The 22714-nt window shown below is 71.4% G+C and carries 17 protein-coding genes; 3 read left to right on the plus strand and 14 right to left on the minus strand.

The window, feature by feature from the left end:
* The first annotated feature begins 14 nt into the window (after window positions 1-14).
* Window positions 15-866: a LysR family transcriptional regulator gene (locus ACZ5CR_RS15385; protein WP_468857576.1), complete on the plus strand. Its 852-nt coding sequence runs from the start codon at window positions 15-17 to the stop codon at window positions 864-866.
* On the opposite strand, the gene ACZ5CR_RS15390 is transcribed toward ACZ5CR_RS15385, so the two are convergent.
* From ACZ5CR_RS15390 to ACZ5CR_RS15420, 7 genes are all read right to left on the minus strand, one after another.
* The gene (locus ACZ5CR_RS15390) at window positions 854-1411 is read right to left on the minus strand and encodes a PPOX class F420-dependent oxidoreductase (RefSeq protein ID WP_468857577.1); all 558 of its coding nucleotides are present in this window, start codon (window positions 1409-1411) and stop codon (window positions 854-856) included. The two genes, ACZ5CR_RS15385 and ACZ5CR_RS15390, sit on opposite strands and share 13 nt — an antisense overlap.
* A 157-nt stretch (window positions 1412-1568) precedes the next feature.
* Entirely contained in the window at window positions 1569-2741 is a 1173-nt protein-coding gene (locus tag ACZ5CR_RS15395; protein ID WP_468857802.1) for an ABC transporter permease, read from the minus strand.
* A 92-nt stretch (window positions 2742-2833) separates the two neighbouring features.
* Complete coding sequence (locus tag ACZ5CR_RS15400) at window positions 2834-3562, minus strand: ABC transporter ATP-binding protein (protein ID WP_468857578.1); 729 nt, start codon at window positions 3560-3562, stop codon at window positions 2834-2836.
* The gene (locus ACZ5CR_RS15405; RefSeq protein WP_468857579.1) at window positions 3559-4929 is read right to left on the minus strand and encodes a peptidoglycan-binding protein; all 1371 of its coding nucleotides are present in this window, start codon (window positions 4927-4929) and stop codon (window positions 3559-3561) included. The genes ACZ5CR_RS15400 and ACZ5CR_RS15405 overlap by 4 nt, the downstream gene beginning before the upstream one ends.
* A complete protein-coding gene (locus ACZ5CR_RS15410; protein ID WP_468857581.1) occupies window positions 4929-5501 on the minus strand; it encodes a hypothetical protein in 573 nt (190 codons plus the stop codon). Before ACZ5CR_RS15410 ends, ACZ5CR_RS15405 begins: the two co-directional genes overlap by 1 nt.
* Before the next feature lie 81 nt (window positions 5502-5582).
* Window positions 5583-6494, minus strand: a complete 912-nt coding sequence (locus ACZ5CR_RS15415; RefSeq protein WP_468857582.1) for a prephenate dehydrogenase — start codon at window positions 6492-6494, stop codon at window positions 5583-5585.
* An 11-nt stretch (window positions 6495-6505) separates the two neighbouring features.
* Complete coding sequence (locus ACZ5CR_RS15420) at window positions 6506-7888, minus strand: aminotransferase-like domain-containing protein (RefSeq protein ID WP_468857583.1); 1383 nt, start codon at window positions 7886-7888, stop codon at window positions 6506-6508.
* A 210-nt stretch (window positions 7889-8098) separates the two neighbouring features.
* Between ACZ5CR_RS15420 and hppD the strand changes: the two genes are divergently transcribed.
* Both hppD and ACZ5CR_RS15430 read left to right on the plus strand, forming a co-directional pair.
* Complete coding sequence (hppD, locus tag ACZ5CR_RS15425; RefSeq protein ID WP_468857585.1) at window positions 8099-9205, plus strand: 4-hydroxyphenylpyruvate dioxygenase; 1107 nt, start codon at window positions 8099-8101, stop codon at window positions 9203-9205.
* Entirely contained in the window at window positions 9192-10304 is a 1113-nt protein-coding gene (locus ACZ5CR_RS15430) for an alpha-hydroxy acid oxidase (protein ID WP_468857587.1), read from the plus strand. The genes hppD and ACZ5CR_RS15430 overlap by 14 nt, the downstream gene beginning before the upstream one ends.
* Window positions 10305-10321: 17 nt before the next feature.
* Here ACZ5CR_RS15430 and ACZ5CR_RS15435 read toward each other — a convergent pair whose 3' ends face one another.
* From ACZ5CR_RS15435 to ACZ5CR_RS15465, 7 genes are all read right to left on the minus strand, one after another.
* The gene (locus tag ACZ5CR_RS15435; RefSeq protein ID WP_468857589.1) at window positions 10322-10534 is read right to left on the minus strand and encodes a ferredoxin; all 213 of its coding nucleotides are present in this window, start codon (window positions 10532-10534) and stop codon (window positions 10322-10324) included.
* Between the two features lie 38 nt (window positions 10535-10572).
* Entirely contained in the window at window positions 10573-11781 is a 1209-nt protein-coding gene (locus ACZ5CR_RS15440) for a cytochrome P450 (protein WP_468857590.1), read from the minus strand.
* Window positions 11782-11796: 15 nt separating this feature from the next.
* The gene (locus ACZ5CR_RS15445; protein WP_468857591.1) at window positions 11797-12969 is read right to left on the minus strand and encodes a cytochrome P450; all 1173 of its coding nucleotides are present in this window, start codon (window positions 12967-12969) and stop codon (window positions 11797-11799) included.
* Window positions 12970-13007: 38 nt separating this feature from the next.
* The gene (locus ACZ5CR_RS15450; RefSeq protein WP_468857592.1) at window positions 13008-14519 is read right to left on the minus strand and encodes a tryptophan 7-halogenase; all 1512 of its coding nucleotides are present in this window, start codon (window positions 14517-14519) and stop codon (window positions 13008-13010) included.
* Between the two features lie 112 nt (window positions 14520-14631).
* Entirely contained in the window at window positions 14632-15918 is a 1287-nt protein-coding gene (locus ACZ5CR_RS15455; RefSeq protein WP_468857594.1) for a cation:proton antiporter, read from the minus strand.
* Window positions 15919-16146 (minus strand): MbtH family protein, encoded by a 228-nt coding sequence (locus ACZ5CR_RS15460; protein WP_389913916.1) that lies wholly within the window; start codon window positions 16144-16146, stop codon window positions 15919-15921.
* Between the two features lie 3 nt (window positions 16147-16149).
* Window positions 16150-22683 (minus strand): amino acid adenylation domain-containing protein, encoded by a 6534-nt coding sequence (locus tag ACZ5CR_RS15465; protein WP_468857596.1) that lies wholly within the window; start codon window positions 22681-22683, stop codon window positions 16150-16152.
* Window positions 22684-22714: the final 31 nt, after the last annotated feature.

Below are 22714 nucleotides of genomic sequence, written 5' to 3' on the forward strand. Positions count from 1 at the left end.
TCTACGCTGTGGTCATGGATCTGGAACTGCGGCATCTGCGCTGCCTGGTCGCCATCGTCGACACGGGCGGCTTCACCGATGCCGCCGCCGAGTTGGGGGTCTCCCAAGCGGCCGTCTCGCGTACCCTCGGCGGGCTCGAGCAGGTGCTGGGGGTGCGCCTCCTGCACCGCACCAGCCGGAGCGTCACGCCCACGACCGCAGGAGTGCAGGTTCTCGCCCGGGCCCGGCACCTGCTCGCGGAGGCCGACGACCTCATCCGGGAGGCGACCACCGGACACACGCGGCTGCGCATCGGCCACGCCTGGTCGGCGATGGGCCGCCACACGGCGGAGTTCCAGCGCCGCTGGGCAGCCGGGCATCCCGACGTCGAGCTGTACTTGATCCGGACGAACTCCGCGACCGGCGGTCTCGCCGAGGGCCTGTGCGACCTCGCCGTCGTCCGCACCACCTTCAACGAGGCCCGCTTCGCCAGCGCCGTCGTCGGTCACGAGCGCCGCTTCTGCGCGCTGGCGAGCGACGACCCATGGGCCAGGCGGCGTTCCGTTCCACTGGCCGACATACAAGGCCGTACGCTCCTCATCGACCGGCGCACCGGCACCACCACCGCCGAGCTGTGGCCCGAAGAGGCCCGGCCCCCGGTGGAGTACACCCAGGACATCGACGACTGGCTCGCCGTCATCGCGTCGGGCCGCTGCGTCGGTCTCACCCCGGAGAGCACCGCCAATCAGTACCGCCGCGACGGCGTCGTGTTCCGCCCGCTGCGCGACGCCGACCCGATCGCCGTACATCTCATCTGGCGCCGCCACGACCCGCACCCCATGACGCACGCCGCCGTGGCACTCCTGACGGACCTCTACCGGAACTGAGGCGGCGGTTCGCCCGTGCCGAGCTGCAGGCCGGGCCGCCCCACGGTCGCGCCCACCGTCTCACCGCCGGGTCCCTTGGGCCCGGGACCCGCGAGGATCCGCTTCCCCGCGGCTCCGTACACGTGCTTGACGTGCAGCCGGATCACCAGGCGACGCTCCCTCACCATCGCCGCGCGGAACCCTTCCCAGTCGGGGTGCTCGCCCTGGAACCCCTGGAAGACCAGCGCCAGTTCATCCGCGACCTCGTCATGCGGATCGGTCGCGACCGGCGTCAGCTCGGCGTCGCCCTCGGCGATCATGTAGGAGAAGCCCGCGCCGTCGGTGACGAGGAAGCTCGCGCGCGGATCGCGGCGCAGATTGCGGGTCTTGGCGCGGCTGTCGGTGACCATGAGGCGGATGAGGCGGGCCTCGGGGTCGTAGGCATAGCCGACGTTGGAGAGTTGCGGGCGGCCGTCACGTTTGAGGGTGACGAGCGTGCCGATGCGCTGTTCCTGGAGCAGGTCGAGCAGGCTGCTTTCGTCGACTTTCCCTAAGTGCTCAGTCATGTGGTGAGAATACGAGAGGCAGGGGCCGTCCAGACAGCGCGGCCGGGGTGGGCGGCACAGAGCGATGCCCTCGTCGCCCGCGGGGGATTTAGGCTGACGAAGGCACCGCGTCCGCTGGGGGCGAGTTCCTGCGAAGTCGCCCCTTGTGGCTAGGGGGTCAGGTCGTGGCGAGCGCCTCCGTGGGAGGAAGCCGCGCCGCGCGGACCGCGGGGTAGAACCCGGCGAGACCGCCGATGACCAAGGTCGCGCCGACCCCGCCCGCCATCGCCCAGACCGGCACCACCGATGGCCAGCCCTGGTAGGTGGAGTAGCCGGAGGTGACGGCGATGCCGAGCAGGACTCCGCCCAGGCCTCCGAGCGCGGAGAGCAGCAGGGCCTCGCAGAGGAACTGCGTACGGATCTGGCCGCGGGTGGCGCCGAGGGAGCGGCGCAGCCCTATCTCGGAGCGGCGTTCAAGGACGGAGATGACCATGGTGTTGGCGACGCCGACCCCGCCGACGAGCAGGGCCACCGCGCCCAGGCCGAGGAGCAGACCGCTGAGGGTGTCGTCGGTGGCCTCCTTGGCCTCAAGGACGTCGGAGGGGCGCGAGACGTTGGCCTCGCTGGGGTTCTCCGGGTTGGCGGTGGCGCCGAGCACGGACTGGACGTCGCTCACGGCGGATTCCTCGGCGCGGGTGTAGACCGTCGTCGGGTGGCCGTCGAAGTCCAGCTCCTGCTCCGCGACGGGCCAGCCGACCAGCGCGGCCGAGTCCAGATCGGGTACGAGCTCGTTGGGCGCGAGGAGCCCCACCACGGTGAACCACTGCCCGCCGAGCCACACCTTGGTGTCGGGTCCTGCCTTGAAGACGCCCAGTTGCTCGGCGGCCTTGGGGCCGAGCACGACGGCCGGGTAGCGGCGGTTCGCGGCGTTGAGCCAGCGGCCGTCGACGATCTCCGTGCCCGCGGTCTTCGGCAGGTCGGTGCGGGACGCGTAGACGTTGAGTCCGCCGGTCTCCTCCTTCTTGATGTGGTCGTTGCGGTAGACCTTGGCGCTCGTCTTGCCGATGGCGGAGACCGAATCGACGTCCTTGATGTTGCCGATCATGTCGACGGATGAGTCGGGCAGATGGGCCGCGTCGCCGGCGAAGGACTGGCCCGGGGAGACGGTGAGCAGGTTGGTGCCGAGCGCCGCGAGACGCCGGTTGAGGTCCTCGCTGCTCGAGGTGGAGATGCCCACCACGCCGACCATCGCCGCGATGCCGATGGCGATGCCGAGAGCCGAGAGGAACACCCGCATGGGGCGCGAGCGCAGGCCCGAGCCGCCGACCCGCAGCACGTCGGCCGGGCCCATCCGGGCCGGTTTGGGGCGCGGCGGTGGTGCGGGGCGGGGCAGCTCGTGCGCCGTGCCCCGCTCCCCTGTCGTGCTCAACTCCTTGGTGGCGCTCATCGCAGGGCCTCCTCGGGGAGCAGGGCGGGCGCGTCTTCTTCCAGGTGGATCGCGTCTTCCTCGATGTGGCCGTCCTTGATCCGGACCTCGCGCGGCAGGGAGCCCGCGATGTCCCGGTCGTGGGTGATGACCACGACCGTGGTCCCCGCCCGGTGCAATTCGTGCAGGAGCTCGATCACCACCGCGCCGGAACGGGAGTCGAGGGCGCCGGTCGGCTCGTCCGCGAGGAGCAGCGGAGGGTCTCCCAGTACCGCGCGCGCGATGGCGACGCGCTGCTTCTCGCCGCCGGAGAGCTGATGCGGCTCGTGGTAGAGCCGGTGGCCGAGGCCGACCCGGCGCAGGGCCCGCTCGGCGAGTCTGCGCCGCTCGCCCCGCGGCCTGCCGCTGTAGAGCAGCCCGTTCGCGACGCTGTCCAATGCCGGTACGCCGGGGGCGAGATGGAACTGCTGGAAGACGAATCCGATCGTCCCGGCCCGCAGCGCGGAGAGCTCCCGGTCGCTGAGGCGGTCGATGTCGTGCCCGTCGATGTGCACGGTGCCGGTGGTGGGGCGGTCGAGGGTGCCCATGATGTTGAGCATGGTGGACTTGCCCGAGCCGGAGGGTCCGACGACGGCGAGCAGCTCCCCGCGCCGGATGACGAGATCGGCGCCTTTGAGCGCCGCGACCTCTCCGTACGTCTTGGAGACTCCGGCGAGTTCGACCACCGGGTGGGCCGCAGTGGTCACTTGGGGACCCCCACGACGGTGCCGTCGGTGATGCCGCTACCGGACACCTCGACCGTGCTGTCGGCGAACATGCCGACCTTGACCGTCCGCGTCCTCACGTCGCCGTTCGCCGCGACGACCTGCACGGCGTAGCCACCTCCGCGCTGCGCCACCAGGGCGTTGACGGGGACGACGAGCACGTCCTTCCGGGTCTCCGCCTTCAGGGAGACCTGCACGGCCGCCGCCTGGTAGCGGCCCAGGCCCTTCTGGTTGTCGACCTTCATCTCGACCGGCAGGGTGGGCTTGTCGTCGCCGCCCGACTGGCCGCCGCCCGAGCCGCCGGAGCCGCTGTCCTGGGAGGGCGTGGAGGGGGTACCGACGTCGGTCACCTCGGCCTGCACGGTGCTGTCGTCGGGAAGGGTGACCGTGGCCTTGGTGCCCTTGTCGACCATGTCCTCGAACTGCACGTCGAGGTCGACGGTGACGGTGCGCTCGGTGCCGGTCCAGGTGAGGACGGGCCCGTTCGACGGGGCTCCGGCCGTGGCCTTCACCTGGGCGACGCGCCTGGCGCCGGGGGCGACCACCGCGTCGGACGGCTGCACGGTCCCGGTCTCCGTGCGCCCCAGGTCGTCCTGCCAGTTCTGCACGGCCTCGGCGGTGCCCGCGTCGTACGTGTCGTCGACGGTGAAGCCGGTGTAGCCGAGCGCGGAGAGGTTCTTCTCCAGGATCTCCACGTCCCGGCCCTCGCTGCCCGTCTTCAGCGGGCGGTAGAAGGGTGTGGAGCCGTAGAGCAGCGGGACCTTCTGCTCCGCCACCTTGTAGGCGCTCTCGCCGCGCTTGACGGTGTCGCCGTCCGACGGCACCCAGGTGATGATCCCGGCGCCCGCTTTGGTGGCGGCCGGGGCCTGTACGGCCGTCGCGTCGCCGTAGCCGAGGTTTCCGTCCACGCTCTCCGTGCGCGTCAGCGTGGTCCGTTCCACCTTGGCGGTCTTCGGCGGCCCCGAGGGGGCGTCGGCGGCCGATCCGGAGCCGTCGTCACCGAAGACGCCGGTGGTGGCGGCGCCCGCGGCGACGACCACGGCGATCGCGGCGACGACGATCAGCGACATCCGCAGCGGGCGGCGCCTGCGGTGGGCCGCCGGTGGGGGCGCGGTCCCTTCCCCACCGTCTGAGCCGTCTCCGCCGTCCGCCTCGGGGACGGTCTCATCACGTTCGGGTGCGAGACCGCCGGGACTCCGCTCGGACACCGCCGCCGACTTGTGCACTTCCAGAGCGGCTCCGGAGCCGCGGGCAGGCTCCTCGGCGTGGGGCTCCTCGGTCCCGGGTTGCTCCGCATCGGGCTCCCGTAATCCGGGCTCCCTCTCCCGGGTCTCGTCCGGCGCGGTCATCAGGCGCCGCCGCCGGAGCCGGTGAGGCCGCCGCCGGGCCACTTGTCCTGGCAGGCGACCCTGGCCTTCTGGAACGCGTCACTGCCGGGGTCGATGCCGCTCGCCCCGAAGTCGAGCGACATGTTGCCGCCGTTGATCTCCGGGTCCGGCAGCTTGGGCAGGCCGTTCTCGCGCATGCACTTCGCCCAGGCCGAGACCTTGGCCGAGTCGAGGGCTTTGCCGCCGCCTCCTCCGCCGCCGAGCTGGCCGCCCTGGGGCATCTTGTCGCGGCAGGCCTCCGTCGCGCTCTGGAACTCCTGGGAGTTGGGGTCGACGTCGCCGCCCGGTGTGAGCGCGATGCCACCGCCCGCGTCCTTCTGCGGGTCGGGGAAGCCGGACACGCCGTTCTTGCGCATGCACTGGGAGAAGGCCAGGGCCTGGTCGAAGGGGCTGGTGGGCGAGGCGTCCGGCTTCTTCGGGTCGTCTTTCGACGCGGCCGAGGAGTCACCGGAGCAGCCGCTGAGGAAGACGCCGGCCATGAGCGCCGACGCCGCGAGCAGTGTCTGTGCGGTTCGCTTGTGTGTGGTGGACATGAGGCCAAGTTCTACGCGGGCACCGGTCACACGGCGGATACAACCGGTGGTGTCCGTACAGGCTCACCCGGCAGCCGGACGTCAGCGTGGACGGCACCCCAACTCGGCGTCTGCGACCGGCGCTTCACTCCGGGCGGCAGGAGAAGGCCTGTCCAGCTCCCCCACCCCGGCGGCACCGCGGTCGAGGAGGTCCACCAGGGTGTGCCTGCTCTTGCCGGACAGTTCCCTGCCCCGCTCGGGGTCGGCTAGGTCGTACAGGGCGGCGACGACGCTCGTGAGGTCCTCCTGGAGACGGGTGAGGATGTCGGCGACCGCCGCCGCGTTCGACTCGACGATGTCGCTCCACAGCCGGGAGTCGCCGCGGGCGATCCTGGTGGTGTCGCGCAGCCCCTGCCCCGCCAGCTGGGCCGCCTCCGCGGGCCCTTCGCGCAGGCGCGCCGCCATCAGGCTCGCGACCAGGTGCGGGGTGTGGGAGGTCAGTGCCACCGCGTCGTCGTGGGCGCGGGCCCGCATCACGCGCGGCACCGCGCCGCACAGCGCGATCAGGTCCAGGGCACGGCCGAAGGCGGCCCTGGAGGTGAGGCGGGTCGGGGTGAGCACCCAGGGCCTGTCCCGGAACAGTTCCGCGCGGGCCGCGAGGGGGCCCGACCGCTCGCGGCCCGCCAGAGGGTGGCCGCCGATGTAGCGGGACGGCTCGGGGGCGGTGTCCAGGATCTCCCGCTCGGCGTGCACCTTCACGCTCGCCACGTCGGTGTAGCTCAACGCGAGGCCCCGCGACTGGAGTTCGGCGAGGACCGGGGCGATCTGGCTGGGCGGGACGGCGAGCACGGCCAGGTCCACGGGAGATTGCGGGGCTTCGGGCCGTCCGGCACCGAGGACCGCCGCGGCCCGGACGGCTGACTCGTCGTGGTCCGAGAGGTAGACGGTCACACCGCGCAGGCGGGCCGCGAGGGCCACGGAGGTGCCGATCAGGCCGGTGCCGACAACAGCCATGGTGCGGATCGTCACGCGACCTCACCCGGCAATCGCTCCCCGGCCCCCTCCTGCGCCGAAGACGCGTCGAACTCCGCGAGCCGCTCGTCGATCAGCGCGGCCAGGCGGTCAAGGCCCTCTTCGATCCGCTCGTACGTCAACGTACTGATCGAGAGCCGGAGTTGGCGGAACCCGTCCGACGCGCCGTAGAAGTGGTGCATGGGCGTGAACAGGACGCCGTGGCGGCGCGCGGCATGTTCAAGGAGTGCGTCGTCGACGGTGAACGGCACGGTGAGCACGATGAAGAACCCGCCGGTCGGCGCGTTCCAGGTGACGTCGGCGCGCTCGCCGAGGCGCCGGTCGAGGCCGTCGAGCACCTGACGCAGATTGCGCTCGTAGACCTCCGTCTCCTGGCGGTTGGCGGCGACGAGGCTGCAGTCGTGCGCGAGGAGTTTGCCGCCGATCACCGCCTGCGCGATCGGTGAGGTGTTCACGGTGAGCATGCTCTTGAGCTTCGACAGCTCGTCGGCGAGCAGGCCCTCGCGGTCACAGTCGCTGCCGGTGCCGGTCACCCGTTGATCGGCGACCACGTAGCCCACGCGGGCGCCCGGCATCCCGGTCTTGGCGAACGAGCCGAGATATACGACGCGTCGGTGTCGGTCGAGGGCCTTGAGCGTGGGCGGCCGGTCGGCGGCGCTGTTCAGAAGGCCGTACGCGTTGTCCTCCAGGAGCAGGAGGTCCTCGTCGGCGGCGATGTCCAGGAGGCGGTGCCGGTCGGCGAGCGGCAGACTGACGCCCACTGGATTGGCGAAGTCGGGCGTCACGTAACAGGCGCGCACCCGCTTTCCTTCGGCGCGTGCCCGACGCAACTGGACCAGCAGGTCGTCGAGGTCGATGCCGTGCTCCCCGGTGCGCACCGGGAGCACGGGCATGTCGGTGAGCAGCGCGGCCCCTGTCAGGCCGACATAGGTCGGGCTCGGCGCGAGCACGGCATCGCTGCCGTCGGCGCGCAGCGCGCGAAGCAGCAGGAACATCGCCTCCTGGCAGCCGACCGTGACGACCACGGACGAAGGGTCGACGTCGATGCCCTCGTCCACGGCGAGGCTGCGCGCCACGAGGTCGCCGATGATCCCCTTCGTCGCGCCGTACTGGAACAGCGTGCGGGCGGTCTCCGCCTCGCTCAGGCCGCCGCGGGTGCGGAGGTGGTCGCAGAAGACCTGGAGGTACTCGTGGATCTGGGTCACGTCGTAGAAGCCCTCGTAGGGGCGTCCCGCCGCGAACGAGATCGCGTCCGGATAGGTGTCGGCGACCTGGTTGAGGAGGTTCATGGACTCCATCGACACATCGGCGAGCGACGCGTGCAGCGTGGCCGCCCTCAACTCGGCGACGGCGATTTCCGTTTGCAGGATTTCCATGACGTCAGCGTCTCCCGACCGCTGATCCACAGCAATGGCTTGACAGGTGCGGAACCCGCGAAGGCGGTCATATCATCGGGCCGCAACGAGTATTCAGCCTCGCGACCCGACGACAAGGTCCGGAGTATTCCGCGGCACATTCCGCGGTCCGGAATTCCGCGATCCGGCGCGACGGAGCCTATCCGCATTCTTCTTCCCACGAGGACTCTGATGACGGATTTACCCGCAACGGCCCAGAACAATGAACTCACGGATCTCGCGATCGACTATGTGGAGATGTACGTCGACGGCCTGGACGCGGCGGTGTTCGCGTGGGTCGACAAGTACGCCTTCACGGTCGTCGGCACCGGCGGATCCACCGATCACCGCAGCATCGCCCTGCGCCAGGGACGCATGACCCTGGTGCTCACCGAGGCGACCGCGGAGCGGCACCCCGCCACCACGTACGTCACCACGCACGGCAACGGCGTGGCCGACATCGCCCTGCGCACCGCCGACGTGCCGGCGGCCTTCGCCTCCGCCGTGGCGGGCGGCGCGCGGCCCGTACGCAGGCCGACGCGGCACGCGGGCGAAGGCCCCGCGGTCACGGCCGCCGTCTCGGGCTTCGGCGACGTGGTGCACACACTCGTCGAGCGGGCCCCGGGAGAAGGCCCCGGTCTTCCGCCCGGATTCGTTCCGGCGCTCGGCTCGCGCGAGGCGCGCACCAGTGAGGTGGGGCTCCTCGACATCGACCACATCGCGGTGTGCCTGAACGCCGGCGATCTCGAATCGACGGCCCTCTTCTATCAACAGGCCCTGGGTTTCCGTGAGGTCTTCGAGGAGCACATCGTCGTAGGCGCCCAGGCAATGGACTCCAAGGTCGTGCAGAGCGCGGCGACCGGAGCGGTCACACTGACGCTGATAGAGCCCGATCCGCTGGCACAGCCCGGTCAGATCGACGAATTCCTCAAGAGTCACCACGGTGCCGGTGTCCAGCATCTGGCTTTCTCCAGCAAAGACGCCGTCCGCTCGGTGCGCACGCTCTCCTCGCGTGGTGTCGCATTCCTCCAGACCCCGTCGACGTACTACGACCTGCTCGCCGAAAGGATCGGGCTCAAGTCCCACACCCTGGCCGAGCTGCGCGCGACGAATCTCCTCGTCGACGAGGACCACGACGGCCAGCTGTTCCAGATCTTCACCGCGTCGGCGCACCCGCGAGGGACGATCTTCTTCGAGGTCATCGAGCGCAAGGGCGCGCAGACCTTCGGCAGTTCCAACATCAAGGCGCTGTACGAGGCCGTGGAGCTGGAACGGACCGGGCAGCGTGCGGCCCGCTGACCCCACGGCCGTGCGCGATCTGGGCGACGTCGAGAGGGCCGCGGCCGCGGCCCTGCCACCCGAGGTGTGGGATTTCATCTCGGGTGGCAGCGGCCGTGAGCGGTCCCTCACCGCGAACCGGGAGGCGTTCGACCGCATCTACGTCGCGTCGCGGGTGCTCAGGGACGTCTCGCGCTGCACCACGGACGCGACGCTCCTGGGGCGTCCGGTGCGGATGCCGGTGGCGGTCGCCCCGGTCGCGTACCACCGACTCGTGCACCCGGAGGGCGAGTTGGCCACCGCGCGGGCGGCGAAGGCGGCGGGCGTGCCGTTCACGGTCGCCATGCTGAGCAGCGTCCCCGTCGAGGAGGTCACGGCCGTCGGCGGTGCCGTGTGGTTCCAGCTCTACTGGCTCCGCGAGCGGCGGCGCTCCCTGGACCTGGCGCGGCGGGCCGAGGACGCCGGCTGTGAGGCGTTGATGCTGACCGTGGACGTGCCCTGGATGGGCCGCCGCCTGCGGGATGTACGCAACGGCTTCGCTCTGCCGGGCCATGTGCGGGCGGCGCATCTGGACGGCGGTGCGGCCTCGGCGGCGCACCGCCCCGCGGGGAACGGCTCGGCGGTGGCCGCGCACACGGCCGAGGCGTTCTCGCCCGCGGTGACCTGGTCGTGCGTGCGGGAGCTGCGGGCGGCCACCCGGCTCCCCCTGGTGGTGAAGGGGATCCTCGCCCCCGAGGACGCGGTACGGGCGGCCGAACTCGGCGCGGACGCCGTCGTGGTGTCGAACCACGGCGGCCGCCAGCTCGACGGCGCACTGCCCGGCGTCGACGCCCTTCCCGAGGTCGTCGACGCGGTCGGCGGCGCGTGCGAGGTCATGGTGGACGGCGGCGTCCGCGGCGGAACGGACGTGCTCAAGGCACTGGCGTCGGGGGCCGACGGAGTCCTGGTGGGGCGACCGCCGGTGTGGGGGCTCGCCGCCGCCGGAGAGGCCGGTGTCCGGCAGGTGCTCGACCTGCTCGCCGACGAGCTCCACGACGCGCTGGGGCTCGCGGGCTGCGCCGATGTCGGGGCGGCCAGGGAGCTGCGTACGGTACGCATCGCCGAGCCCGCGCGGACGTGAGCGGGCGGCGGCGGGCGTCAGCGGGCGGCGGTGCCGTGTTCGTGCAGCGTGATCGCGCCGGACGGGCACCGCGCGGCCGCCGCGCGCACGGCCCCGGCCAGTTCGGGGCCGGGGTTCGGTGCGTTGAGCAGGACCTTGCCGTCTTCGTCCGACTGGTCGAAGACGGCGGGGACCTGGGCCATGCAGAGCCCGGAGCCCGCGCATCGTCGGCGGTCGACCCGTACGTCCATGTGTGCGTCCTCCGCGTTCTCATGCACCGGGTGAGGGCTCACCAGGTGACCGGCAGCCGGTCCACGCCGTGGGCGAGCGCGTGCACGCGGAACGGCACCTCGTGCTCGGGCACGGCCAGGCGCAGGCCGGGGAAGCGCTGTAGCAGCGCCGGGTAGGCGATCCGCAGTTCCATCCGGGCCAGTGCCGCGCCCAGGCAGTGGTGGATGCCGTGGCCGAAGGCGACGTGGGCGCCGGGCTCGCGCGTGATGTCGAACCGGTCGGGCTCGGCGAGCAGCGCGGGGTCGCGGTTGGCCATGGGCAGCGAGCACAGGACGTGTTCCCCCGCGCTGATGAGCTGCTCCCCGACGACGACGTCCTCCAGGGCGGTCCGGGGTGTCGGTGCGTGCGGCACCGACAGATGGCGCAGCAGCTCCTCGACGGCTCGGTCCACCGCCCCGGGATCGTCGCGCACCTCGGCGAGCTGCTCGGGGTGGCCGAGGAGAAGCAGGGTGCCGAGCCCCAGCATCCCCGAGATGTTGTCGAGGCCGGCGAGCACCAACAGGACGCAGACGCCCCGCAGTTCCTTGTCCGTGACCTGGTCGCCGTGGTCGCGGACCAGCATGCCCAGAAAGCCTTCGTCGGGGTCCGAGCGCTGCCGGGCGACCATCGCGGCGACGTACCGCGAGAGCAGTTCCCCGGCCGCCGCCCGGCGCTGGCGCCCCCGGCCGGGGTTGAGGAAGGCATGGCAGCGGCGCAGGAAGTCGCCGCGGTCGTCGCGGGGCACGCCGATCAGTTCGCACAGGGCGGCGCCGGGGACGGGCGACGCGAACGCCCCCACGAGTTCGGCGGGCGGACCCGTGCGCTCCATGGCGTCGAGGTGCTCGGTGACGATGGCGGTGATGCCCGGCTCGATCCTGCGCATCCGGCGCAGGGTGAACTCCGGCGTGAGGATCTGCCGGAGCCGGGTGTGTTCGGGCGGGTCGTAGTCCATGAGCTGCCCGATCAGCTCGTCGGGCCGCGGGCCCTCGTCCCGCCCCGCCGACGAGGGCGCCCCGAAGCGCCGCCGGGTGGAGAACCGGCGGTGATCGCCCAGGACCTGGCGCACCTCGGCGTGGCCCGTGACGAGCCAGACGGGCACCCCGTCGGTCCCCGGGCCCACGTCGATCCGGGTGACGGGCCGCCCCTCCGACAGCCCGCGCAGCTCCTCGGCCGGGCCGAAGCGTTCGCGCCGGGTGTGGACGAGGCCGGGCTCGGTCGTCGATGTCATCACTCCACCACTCCCTTACCAGGTGACCGGCAGTGTCTCCACGCCGTACGGCGCCTGCGTCCTGAAGCGGATCTCCTGGGGCGGCACGGCACAGCGCAGCCCGGGAAAGCGGCGCAGTACCGCCAGATAGGCGCTCCTGAGCTCCATCCGCACCAGCGAGGCGCCGATGCAGTAGTGGATGCCATGCCCGAGCCCGACATGGGCGGTGGCCTCACGGGTGATGTCAAGGACGTCCGGCGGCGCGCCGGGCGGCCTGACGCGGTTGGCCGCGAACAGCGAACAGGCCACCTGGTCACCGGCTTTGATCACCTTGCCCGCGAGGGGTACGTCCTCGCGGGCGGTGCGCGGCGACGCCGTCGGGATGATCGAGAGGTAGCGGATGAACTCCTCCACCGCCTGGTCGATCAGGTGCGGGCACTGCCGCAACAGGCCGAGCTGGTCGGGGTGTTCGAGCAGGGTGAGGATGCCGAGGCCCAGCATGCTGGCCATGTTCTCGACGCCGGAGCCCATGACGAACGCGGTGAGGCCGACCAGTTCGTCGTCGTCGATGTCGTCGCCGTGCCTGCGCACCAGCCTGCCGAGCAGATCGTCGCCGGGTGCGCGTCGGTTCCGGGCCACGAGTTGGTCGACGTACGCGAGATAGGCGGCGCCCGCGGTCATCTGCAGCTGCCTGCCGCGGAAGGCGGGGCGGCTGACCTTGAGCAGCCGGGCGAGCTCCGCCCGGTCGTCGCGGGGCACGCCGAACACCTCGCACATGACGAGGCCCGGCACGGACCAGGCGACGTGCCGCATGAAGTCGGCGGGCCGCCCGGCCTTCTCCAGGGAGTCGAGGCAGTCCGCCACGACGGATTCGACGGCGGGTTCCAGGCCGCGCATCCGGCGGACCGTGAACTCCGGTGTGAGCAGCAGCCGGAGCCGGGCGTGGTCGGGCGGGTCGTACTGGATGAGGTTGCCCGCCTGGACCGGCCGGCTGCCGCCCGCGGGCGGGGCCGTACTGAACCGCTCCGCGTCGCCGAGGACCGCGCGCACCTCGTCGTGGCCCGTGACGAGCCAGCCCGTGGACGAGCTGGGCCCGTCGCCGAGTTCGACCTCGGACAGCGGCGTTCGCGCGCTGAGTTCGCTGAGCTCGGGCAGCGGGTCGAGTCGGTCCCTGCGGTTGTGCATGGAGAGGTCTGACGGCCGCGCCATGCGCGGACCTCCTTCTCTGCTCGGCTGCTGCTCGGCCGCTACTCGGCCGGGCTCGGGGCGGACTGGGGCTGCTGCCAGAACATGCCGTCCGGTGAGGGCACCAGGCCACCGCTGAACAGGGGGGCCTCCGCTTCGGCGTCCTCCCCGAGCAGGGCGCGCATCTGGACCTGGCCGCCCTCCTGCATGACTTCGCGCACCACCGAGGACTTGAACAGCGGCACCATGCTGCCCTCCTCGCTGCCGGCCAGTTCGTCGACGGCGGCGGCAAACTCCGCGGAGTCCGAAGAGAAGCGCTTGGCGAGGACCTCGGCCTCCGTCAGGACCCGCTCGCCGGAGGAGACGCCGCCGATGAGCTCGACGAACGACTGGAGTTCGGGCCGCTCGGTCCTTGTGACCTTCTTGGCCCGCCAGAAGTAGGAGTCCTCGTCGTGGTGCATCTCGTAGAAGGACAGGAGGAATTCGTAGAAGACGCCGTACTCGCGCCGGTAGCGGTCCTCGAACTCCTTCAACGCCCTCTCCTCGTCGACGCGTTCGGACAGGACACTGTTGATGGAACGTGCCGCGAGCAGCGCGCTGTACGTCGCCAGGTGCACGCCCGACGAGAACACCGGGTCGACGAAGCACGCCGCGTCGCCGATGAGGACGAGCCCGGGGCGGGAGAAGGTCGTCTGGTGGTACGAGTAGTCCTTGCGGACGCGCAGCTCCCCGTACTGCCCGGTGGTGACCCGCGTGGCGTCCGCGAGGTACTCGCCGATCAGGGGGCACTCGTCGACGAGCGCCATGAGCGCCTTCTCCCGGTCACCCTGGATCTTCTCGGCCATCTCGCGCCGCACCACGACGCCGACGCTCGTCAGCGTGTCGCTCAGGGGGATGTACCAGAACCAGCCGCTCGGGAACGCGACCGACAGGATGTTGCCCGAGTACGGTTCCGGCAGCCGCTTGCCGCCTTCGAAGTAGCCGAACAGGGCGAGGCTGCGGAAGAACTCCGAGTACTCACGCGTGCCTCCCACCCGCTGGTACACGCGGCTCTTGTTGCCCGAAGCGTCCACGACGAACGTGGCGAGCGCCCGGCGTTCGTTGCCGTCGGCGTCGGTGTACGTGACGCCCCGGACCCGCTCGTCGTCGTCGATGACGTCGAGCACCGCGCAGCCTTCGCGCACCTCGGCGCCCACCTTGCGGGCGTGCTTGAGCAGGATGTCGTCGAACTTGGACCGCTCCACCTGATAGGCGTACGACGTGGGGCCGCTCATGCGCGGGGAGACCGCGAAGGAGAAGGTCCAGGGATCCGGGTTGGCCCCCCACCGGAACGTGCCGCCGCGCTTGCGCGGGAACCCCGCCTTCGCCAGTTCGTCCGCGACACCGGTCAGCCTGCACACGCCGTGCACGGTGGACGGAAGCAGCGACTCGCCGATCTGGTGACGCGGAAAGAACTCCTTCTCCAGGACAAGGACCCGCCGCCCCTGCATGGCCACCAGTGCGGCGAGCGTCGATCCGGCGGGCCCTCCGCCGACCACCACCACGTCGTATTCCTCGGATTCCGGCAAGGTCATCCCTCTTCCCCTTTTCTCCCGGGCGGGAACCGAATAGTCCGGCACCCGCCCAGGGAGCCCCATTTCTCGATCCCCATTGCTCAATTGATTCTGAAATCGCCCTTCCTGGGCGTCAAGGTTGTCCATCCGCCAGCGCGGGAACGACCTTCTTCTTCGGACCGCGCGGGGTTTCCCGCTCGCGCCTGCGCCCTATCAGAGAAAGCAGAGGCCCCGTCATGAAGGTGGTGACCAATGCCATGAGTACGAGAACGGTGAAAAGCGCAGGGCCGATGATTCCCGCGTCGAGGGCGACGTTCAGGACGATCAGCTCCGTGAGCCCGCGGGTGTTCACCAGCGCGGCGACGGTCGCCGACCGGTGCGGGTCCATGCCGCTGATCCGCGATGCCGCATACGCGGGACCGAATTTGCCCAGGGTGGCGATGGCGAGGATCAACAGCAGCAGGAGGCCGCCGTTCCCGTCCAACGAGCCGATGTTGAAGGAGAGTCCGGTCGTCACGAAGAACAGCGGGAGCAGCAGGTCGGAGGTCTGCTCCATCGGCCGCAGCACGTCGGCGTCCGGCACACCGTCCCTGCGGGGCATCGCCAGGCCCGCGAGCAGACCGCCGAACACAGGGTGCAGACCGAGCTCCGCGGTCACCCAGGCGCTGCCCAGGGCGAGGCCGAGCGCGATCGTGAGCTGGTGGGACATCACCACCCTGGACCGCCGCATCCACCACGCGAGCACCGGACGCACCACCAGGAACAGGGCCGCCACGAACAGGGAGATCAGAAGCAGCGTCAGCTGCCACGCATGCCCGGTGGCGTGACCGGTGCCGGCCAGCGCGGCGGCGAGGACCAGCCACGCCACCACATCCATGAGCCCGGCGGCGGTCGTGGCCACGGTGCCCTCGGGGCTGCCCGCGAGCCCTCGCTCGCGGACGATCGCCGCGAGCACGGGCAGCGCGGTGACGGAGACCGCCACTGCCATGAACAGCCAGAACGTCCTGCCGTCCGCGTGCCCCGGCTGGACCGCGTCGAACGCCCCGTGGAACACCCCCACCGCGCCCATGCCGAGTCCCGCGGGGACCAGGAACGCGCACAGGGCGACCGTGGCCGAGGCTCTGCCGCCCTGGCGCAGCTGCCGCCAGTCCATCTCGTACCCCACGACGAACATGAAGATCACGATGGCGATCTGCGAGAGCACGGTCAGGAACGGCAGCACCTCCGACGGGAAGAGCCGCGAGGTCGGATCGCCGGGCAGGCGGCCGAGCAGTGTCGGGCCGAGCGCGATTCCGGCGACGATCTGGCCGATGACCACGGGCTGCCCGCAGCGGCGGGCGAGGGCTCCGAGGAGGCGAGAGGCGATGACGATGAGGGCCACATCGCCGATCGCCACGGTCACCAGTGATTCCGTGTCCACCTAGGGAACCGCCGTCTCGTTCCTGCTCATCTCCGCGACGAGGCTCTTGGGGCGCATGTCCGTCCAGTTCTCCTCGATGTACGCGAGGCATTCCTGCCGGGTGCCTTCGCCGTGCGCGGTGGTCCAGCCTTCCGGGATCTCGGCGAACGCGGGCCACAGGGAATGCTGTCCCTCGTCGTTGACGAGAACCAGGAAGGTGCCGTCTTCGTTGTCGAACGGGTTGGTCATCGTTCAGTCCTTTTCGGTCGCTGTCCGCTGTTCCGGATTCTTTTCCTTCGCCTTGCCCGTCGTCGCGCCGAGTTTGCGCGCGACAACGCGCGAGATGCGCGAGAGGGCTTCGGGCTTGAGCATGTCGTAATGACCGACGGGCACTTCGTGCGATTCGATGTCGCCCTCGATGAAGGGCTCCCAGCTCGCGACGGAATCCGCCACGGACTGTTCCTCGGTCCGGTCGGCCGCCGCCACGAAGAGCAGCAGGTCGCCGTGGGAGACGCCGGGCGTGTGGTCCGGCGCGAACCCGGACATGTTGCGAACGACCGTCTCCAGGTTCGACAGGGCCTGTTCGCTCATGCCCGACGAGCGGTAGAGGTCGGCCACATCGGCGCCCTGCCTCTGTTCCAGTACGCCATATCCCTCCGCCGCCTGTCCTTCCTCGCCGCGGAACCGCGACTTGGCGGCGCCGCTGCCGGGATAGGCGTCGAGCAGCGCGAGGAGCGCCACCTCTTCGCCCAGTTCCTCGAGGCGGACGGCGACGGCTTGAGCGATGGTTCCGCCGATGGACCAGCCCAGGAGGTGGTAGGGGCCGACGGGCTGGACGGCGCGGATCTCGTCCGCGTAGTCGGCCGCCAGGTCCGCGATGCTGCCGGGCAGTTGACCGGGGTGCAGTTGCGCGATGCCGCGTGCCTGCACGCCGTACACCGGCTGATCCTGCGGGAGGTACGGCAGGAGAGCCGCGTACGTCCAGCTCAGGCCCATGCCGGTGTGCAGGCAGAACAGCGGGGGGCGGCTGCCTTCCGGCCGCAGGGGCAGGATGACTCCCAAGTCGCCGCGGTTCCTGCCCATCCGCCGCCCCGCGCCGGCGCCCCGCTTCCGCTCCTCGGGCTGCATGGCGATGCGGCCCGTGTTCGTCAGCTTCGCGCGTTCGCCGGTACGGAACATGCGCTCTCCCGCGGGGCCGAAGGGGTACGCGACGAACCGCTCACCGGTACGCCCGGAGCCGCCCGCGTAGCCGCGCGCCAGCGTGGTGCCCGCCAGGTAGAGGTCACCCGTGACGCCCGGCGGCACCGGACGCAGGCGCTCGTCGAGCACGAAGGCGCGGGTGTCCAGGACGGGGGCGCCGGTGCGGGGCTCCCAGGCGCCGGTCTCCTCGGGGCCGGGCCCGTGCTCCGGCTCCGGGCCTGTCCGGTGTTCCAGCCACACTCCGCCCATCTCCGGCGCTCCGTAGCCGCTCACCAGCGGGGTCGAGGGGTGCCGCTCCTGCCATCCGTGCAACTGGTCCACGGCCCGCGGTGCGCCCGCCAGGTCCACGACCAGGGCCTCGGGGGCGGCGTCAAGGAACTCGGGGGTGGTGACCACCAGTGTCCCGGCCTCCCTTGCCGCGAGGTCCTTGCCGGGTACGCCGAGCCGCACGCTCCCTCCCGCACAGAGCCCCGCGAGCAGTGGCGTCACGAGCGCCGCGGACGGAGCCCGGGCGTCAAGGAGTGGCGCCGCGCCCAACGCCGGGGAGGCATGCATGCGGTACGTCGTGTGGGAGGCGAGCGTGCGGTGTTCGATGACGGCGCCCGCGAGGACGAGCGCCGGGTGCCCCAGGAGGGCGTAACGGGCCTTCGCGGCAGACCTGTTGGTCGTGTCCTGCACAGAGTCTTCGAGTTCCACCACCGGAATCCCGGCGCTGTCGGCCACCGAAGCGACGGACGCATCGGAGCAGACCAGGATCCCGCCGTCCGGGAGGTCGACGCCCTCCAGCGGGCGTGCGGGATCCTCGGCGAGGCAGCAGGCCGCACCGGACTTCAGCACCCCGAGCAGCGCGACGACCAGGCCGTTACTGACGGGCTGCGCCACGACGACGACGCTCTCCGGGCCCGCCCCCTGCTCGGTCAGCCGCCCGGCAAGCCGCTCCGCCGCGGCGTCCAACGCCTCGTACGTCAAGGAGCCGTGGAGATCCGTGACGGCGATCGTCTCTGGTGTACGTGCCGCCTGCGCGTCCAGCATCTCCACCACGGTGCGCGTGACGGGCTGCGCCGCCGTGTCGTTCGCGCTCGTCACGAGCCGCCGGGCTTCGTCGGTGTCGAGCAGCACGTCGAGCGCGCTCAGGCGCTGCTCCGGATCGGTCGTCACCTGCTCGAGCACGCGGACGAACCGCTGCGCGAGTGTCTGGGCGGTCCGCCGGTCGAACAGCTCGGTCGCGTAGCGGAGTTGTCCTTCGATGCCTCCGAGATCGCCGTCGGGCTCGTACCGTTCGGTGAGGCTGAACGACAGATCGAGCTCGGTGGCTTCCGTACCGAGGTCCAGGCGCGTGGTGCGCAGTCCTGGCAGCTCCCACGGATCCCACGGCTCGTCGACGCTGTCGTCGACCTCCAGGAGTACCTGGAACACCGGGTGGCGTGCGAGGGACGGCGGCAGCTCCAGGGCGTCCACCAGACGTTCGAACGGTACGTCCCTGTGCTCGCGCGCCTCCTGGTTCGCCGCGAGGACCCTGCCGAGCAGCTCGCGGAACGTGGGGTCGCCGGACGCGTCCGTACGCAGGGCGAGCGCCCCCGCGAAGGGGCCCACCAGTGTTTCGAGACCGGACTCGTCCCGGCGCGGGACCCGCGTGCCGATCGTGACGTCGGTGCCCGCGCCGAGCCGGGCGAGCAGCATCACGAGAGCCGCCTGCACCACCATGAACGTCGTCGTCGCGTCGTCCTCGGTCAGATCGGCGAGACGCCCGTGCGCCTCGGCGTCGAGGCGCAGCGGGACGCTGTCCGCCCGGTGCGACGCGACGGACGGCCGCGGCCGGTCGGCGGGCAGCTCGATCTCGGCGTCGATGCCCGCCAAGGCGTCGTGCCAGTAGACGAGTTGATCGTTGACCAGGCTCTCCGGTTCCCGCTCGCCCTGGAGCAGGGCCTGTTCCCAGAGCGCGTAGTCGGCGAACTGGAGGGGCAGCGGGGCCCGTTCCGGCACCCGCCCCTCGCGACGCGCGCCGTACGCGGTGGCCAGGTCACGGACCAGAACGTCGAGGGAGGTGTCGTCGGCGGCGATCCGGTGCACCACCAGAAGCAGTACGTACTCGGTGTCCGAGAGGCGCAGGAGCGTCTGCGTCCACGGCGTCCGGCTGCTGCCGAGGTCGAACGCGTGCCCGGCGCGGGCGGCCAGCAGGTGCGGCAGCTCCGCCTCGGCCGCTTGCACCACGTCCGGCGCCGGACGGGACTCGGCGGCGTCCAGGACGCGCTGCCGCATGGCGCCGCCCCGCGCTCCGTCGAAGGTGGTGCGCAGGATCTCGTGCCGTGCGGCCACATCGCCGAGGGCCGCCCGCAGCGCCTCCTGGTCGAGAGCGCCGCTCAGCCGCAGCGCCACCGGGATGCGGTCGATTCCCGACTCTTCGTCGAGCCGTGACAGCAGCCAGGTGCGGAACTGGCCTGCTGTGACGGGGACTTCGTCCCGGTGCTCGACGGGTTGCAGCACGGGCCGCGCCTTCGTGGCGAGCAGCCGGGCCACCCCGACCGGTGTCGGCGAGCCGAAGAACTGCCGGATGCCTATCTCGGCGTCGAACTCCTCGCGGATCCGTCCCGCGAGGCGCATCGCGAGGCCCGAGTCGCCTCCCAGGTCGAAGAAGCTGTCGTCGGGCCCGACCCGCTCCAGGTCGAGCACCTCGGCGAACAGACGGCACAGCGTCTCCTCGGCGGCGGTCTGGGGCCCCCGTCCCGAGACGCGCTGGGCGAAGTCCGGGGCGGGCAGTGCCTTGCGGTCGACCTTGCCGTTGCGGGTCACGGGCAGGGCGCCCAGGGCCAGTACGGCGGCCGGGACCATGTAGTCGGGCAGGCTCTCGGCGACGTGGGCGCGGACGAGTTGGGGGTCGATGGCCTCCGTCCCCTCGGGGACGACGTAGCCGACGAGGCGGCGCTCGCCCGGTCCGTCCTCGCGGGCGACGACGACCGCCTGGGCCACGTCGGGATGAGCGGCCAGGGCCGCCTCCACCTCGCCCAGCTCCACCCGGAAGCCCCGGATCTTGACCTGCGCGTCCGCACGGCCGACGAAGAGCAGGCCATCCTTCTCGGACCTGCGCACCAGATCCCCGGTGCGGTACATCCGCTCTCCCGGTACGTACGGGCAGGCCACGAAGCGTTCAGCGGTCAGGCCTTGGCCGTTCCAGTAGCCCTGCGCCAAGCCGGCGCCCGCGATGTACAGCTCACCGGTCACGCCCGGCGGTACCGGCTGCAAGAACGCGTCCAGGACGAAAGCCCGCCGGTGGGGCAGCGGGCTCCCGATCGGGAGTACGGGGCCCATCTCGTCACCCGGCTCCAGTACATGCCAGGTCGCGCACAGGGTCGTCTCGGTCGGCCCGTACATGTGCCGGACCGACACATCCGGGCAGACCTCACGCACACGGGTGACCGAGGCGGCCGGAACCACGTCCCCGCCGGTCAGCACCTCACGCAGCCCGGTGAAGCAGTCGGGGGACTCCTCGGCAAGCACGCGGAACGACCCGGCGGTCAGATGCACCGCCGTCACGCCGCCCTTCACGTGCCCGCGCACCTGCTGGGCATCCACCACGCCGGGATCGGCCATCACCACACGGCCTCCCGCGACCAACGGGACCCACATCTCGAAGAGCGACGCGTCGAAGGCGTGCGGGGCGTGCATGAGGACCACGTCCGCCGGGCCGACCGACCAGCCCCGCTCCCCCACCAGGGCCGCCACACTCCCGTGCGGCACCGCGACTCCCTTGGGCACGCCGGTCGAGCCCGACGTGTACATCACGTAGGCCACGTCCTGCGCCGCCAACGGAACGATCGGCTTGTCGGTTCCGCACGCCTCGAGCGCCACCCGCACCCGCGGGTCGTCGAGGACCACAAGGCGGGTGGCAGCTCCCTCCGGCACCACGCCCCGGCTCTCCGCCGTGCACACCACCCTCGCCGGAGCCGAGTCCTCCAGGACGAACGCGACCCGCTCCGCCGGCCACCCCACATCCACGGGTACGTAGGCGGCGCCCGCCCGCCAGATCCCCAGCAGGAGCTTCACCAGGTCCGGCGACCGCTCCATGAGCACCGCGACACGGTCACCCCGCCGCACGCCCATGCCCGCCAGGTACTGGGCCCAGCGACCGGACTCCGCCCACAACTCCCCGTACGAGCAGGCACGTTCACCTTGGACGGCCACGGCGCCCGGAGACGACACCACCCGCCCGGCGATCAGCTCGGGCACCATCTCGCGCGGCGGCACGGCAGCAGGACCACGCTCGACCGCCGCCATCGCCCCGACGCGCCCCACCACCACGGCGGGGTCGCTCACCACCCGCTCCAGAACCCGCATCAGCGATTCGAGCGCCGCTACGGCGACGACGCCCCGGTCGAACAGATCCGGCCGGTACTCGAGCTTCAGGTGCATGCGTTCGCCGGGGCCGACCACCAGCGTCAGCGGATAGTGCGCCGCCTCACGCGTGAACCCCGCCGGCCTGAGCGAGAGGCTCTCGCGGTCCGGTGCGGGGGAGGCGGCCGGAGGCTGGGGGAAGCTTTCGTACACCAGGAGCGTGTCGAATCCCGCTCCCGGGCCCGCGGCCTTCTGGATCTGCGGGAGGCCAAGGTGCTGATGGGCCATCAGCGCCGACTGGCGCTCCTGAAGTGCACGGAACATGTCCAGTACCGGCTGTGCTCCGTCGATTCGGACCCGGACCGGCAGCGTGTTGATGAGAAGTCCCACCATCGATTCCACGCCCGGCAGCTCAGGAGGCCGTCCCGCCACCGTCGCGCCGAACACCACGTCCGTGCGCCCCGCGAGCCGGGCGAGGACCAGTGCCCAGGCGCCCTGCACCACGGTGTTCACCGTCAGTCCATGGGTGCGGGCCAGTTCGACCACATCTCGTGTGACCTTCTCGGGGAGGTCCACGCTCACGTTCTCGGGGAAGACGGGGAGCCGGTCGGGGACGGCCGGTGCCACGAGGGTCGGCTCGTCCGTGCCCGCGAGTTCCGCCTGCCAGGCGGCCTGCGCCGCTTCCCTGTCCTGCCGGGCGAGCCACTTCAGGTACTCGCTGTACGAGGTGGTGCGCCCCAGCCGGGACGCGTCGCCTCCCGCCGCGTAGATCTCGGCGAGTTCACCGATCAGGACCGGGGCCGACCAGCCGTCCATGAGGATGTGGTGGCTGGTGATGACGAGGCGGTGGCGGTGCGCGCCGCGGCGGATCAGGAGGAGGCGCAGCAGCGGTGGCGCCGCCAGGTCGAAGGGCTCGGCCCGTTCGCTCTCCGCCAGGTGTTCCAGGGCGGCGGGCTCATCGGATGCGGCCAGACCCGACACGTCCTCCGTACGCCAGGGCAGCACCACGTCCCGCGCGATGACCTGCACCATCTGTGCCCCGCTCACCTGCCGGAAGCAGGCGCGCAGCGCGGCGTGCCGGGTGAGGAGCGCCTCCCACGATGCCCGCAGCCTCGCCGGGTCCACGGGTCCTTCGATGTCGAGCGCGGACTGCACGGTGTACACGTCCGGACCCTGGTCGTCGAAAGCGGCGTGGAAGAGCATCCCTTCCTGCAGCGGCGACAGCGGCCACACGTCCTCGACCGGTGATCGGGTCATCACGTCTCTCCTCGGAGCCTCGGAGCCTCAG

The organism is Streptomyces sp. NPDC031274, from assembly GCF_055570235.1.

Excerpts from the sequence above, each read along its gene's own strand:
- ACZ5CR_RS15385 (WP_468857576.1), top strand. The coding sequence starts at position 15 with ATGGATCTGGAACTGCGGCATCTGCGCTGCCTGGTCGCCATCGTCGAC.
- ACZ5CR_RS15390 (WP_468857577.1), bottom strand. The coding sequence starts at position 1,411 with ATGACTGAGCACTTAGGGAAAGTCGACGAAAGCAGCCTGCTCGACCTG.
- ACZ5CR_RS15395 (WP_468857802.1), bottom strand. The coding sequence starts at position 2,741 with ATGGGCCCGGCCGACGTGCTGCGGGTCGGCGGCTCGGGCCTGCGCTCG.
- ACZ5CR_RS15405 (WP_468857579.1), bottom strand. The coding sequence starts at position 4,929 with ATGACCGCGCCGGACGAGACCCGGGAGAGGGAGCCCGGATTACGGGAG.
- ACZ5CR_RS15410 (WP_468857581.1), bottom strand. The coding sequence starts at position 5,501 with ATGTCCACCACACACAAGCGAACCGCACAGACACTGCTCGCGGCGTCG.
- ACZ5CR_RS15415 (WP_468857582.1), bottom strand. The coding sequence starts at position 6,494 with ATGGCTGTTGTCGGCACCGGCCTGATCGGCACCTCCGTGGCCCTCGCG.
- ACZ5CR_RS15420 (WP_468857583.1), bottom strand. The coding sequence starts at position 7,888 with ATGGAAATCCTGCAAACGGAAATCGCCGTCGCCGAGTTGAGGGCGGCC.
- hppD (WP_468857585.1), top strand. The coding sequence starts at position 8,099 with ATGACGGATTTACCCGCAACGGCCCAGAACAATGAACTCACGGATCTC.
- ACZ5CR_RS15435 (WP_468857589.1), bottom strand. The coding sequence starts at position 10,534 with ATGGACGTACGGGTCGACCGCCGACGATGCGCGGGCTCCGGGCTCTGC.
- ACZ5CR_RS15440 (WP_468857590.1), bottom strand. The coding sequence starts at position 11,781 with ATGACATCGACGACCGAGCCCGGCCTCGTCCACACCCGGCGCGAACGC.
- ACZ5CR_RS15445 (WP_468857591.1), bottom strand. The coding sequence starts at position 12,969 with ATGGCGCGGCCGTCAGACCTCTCCATGCACAACCGCAGGGACCGACTC.
- ACZ5CR_RS15450 (WP_468857592.1), bottom strand. The coding sequence starts at position 14,519 with ATGACCTTGCCGGAATCCGAGGAATACGACGTGGTGGTGGTCGGCGGA.
- ACZ5CR_RS15460 (WP_389913916.1), bottom strand. The coding sequence starts at position 16,146 with ATGACCAACCCGTTCGACAACGAAGACGGCACCTTCCTGGTTCTCGTC.
- ACZ5CR_RS15465 (WP_468857596.1), bottom strand. The coding sequence starts at position 22,683 with ATGACCCGATCACCGGTCGAGGACGTGTGGCCGCTGTCGCCGCTGCAG.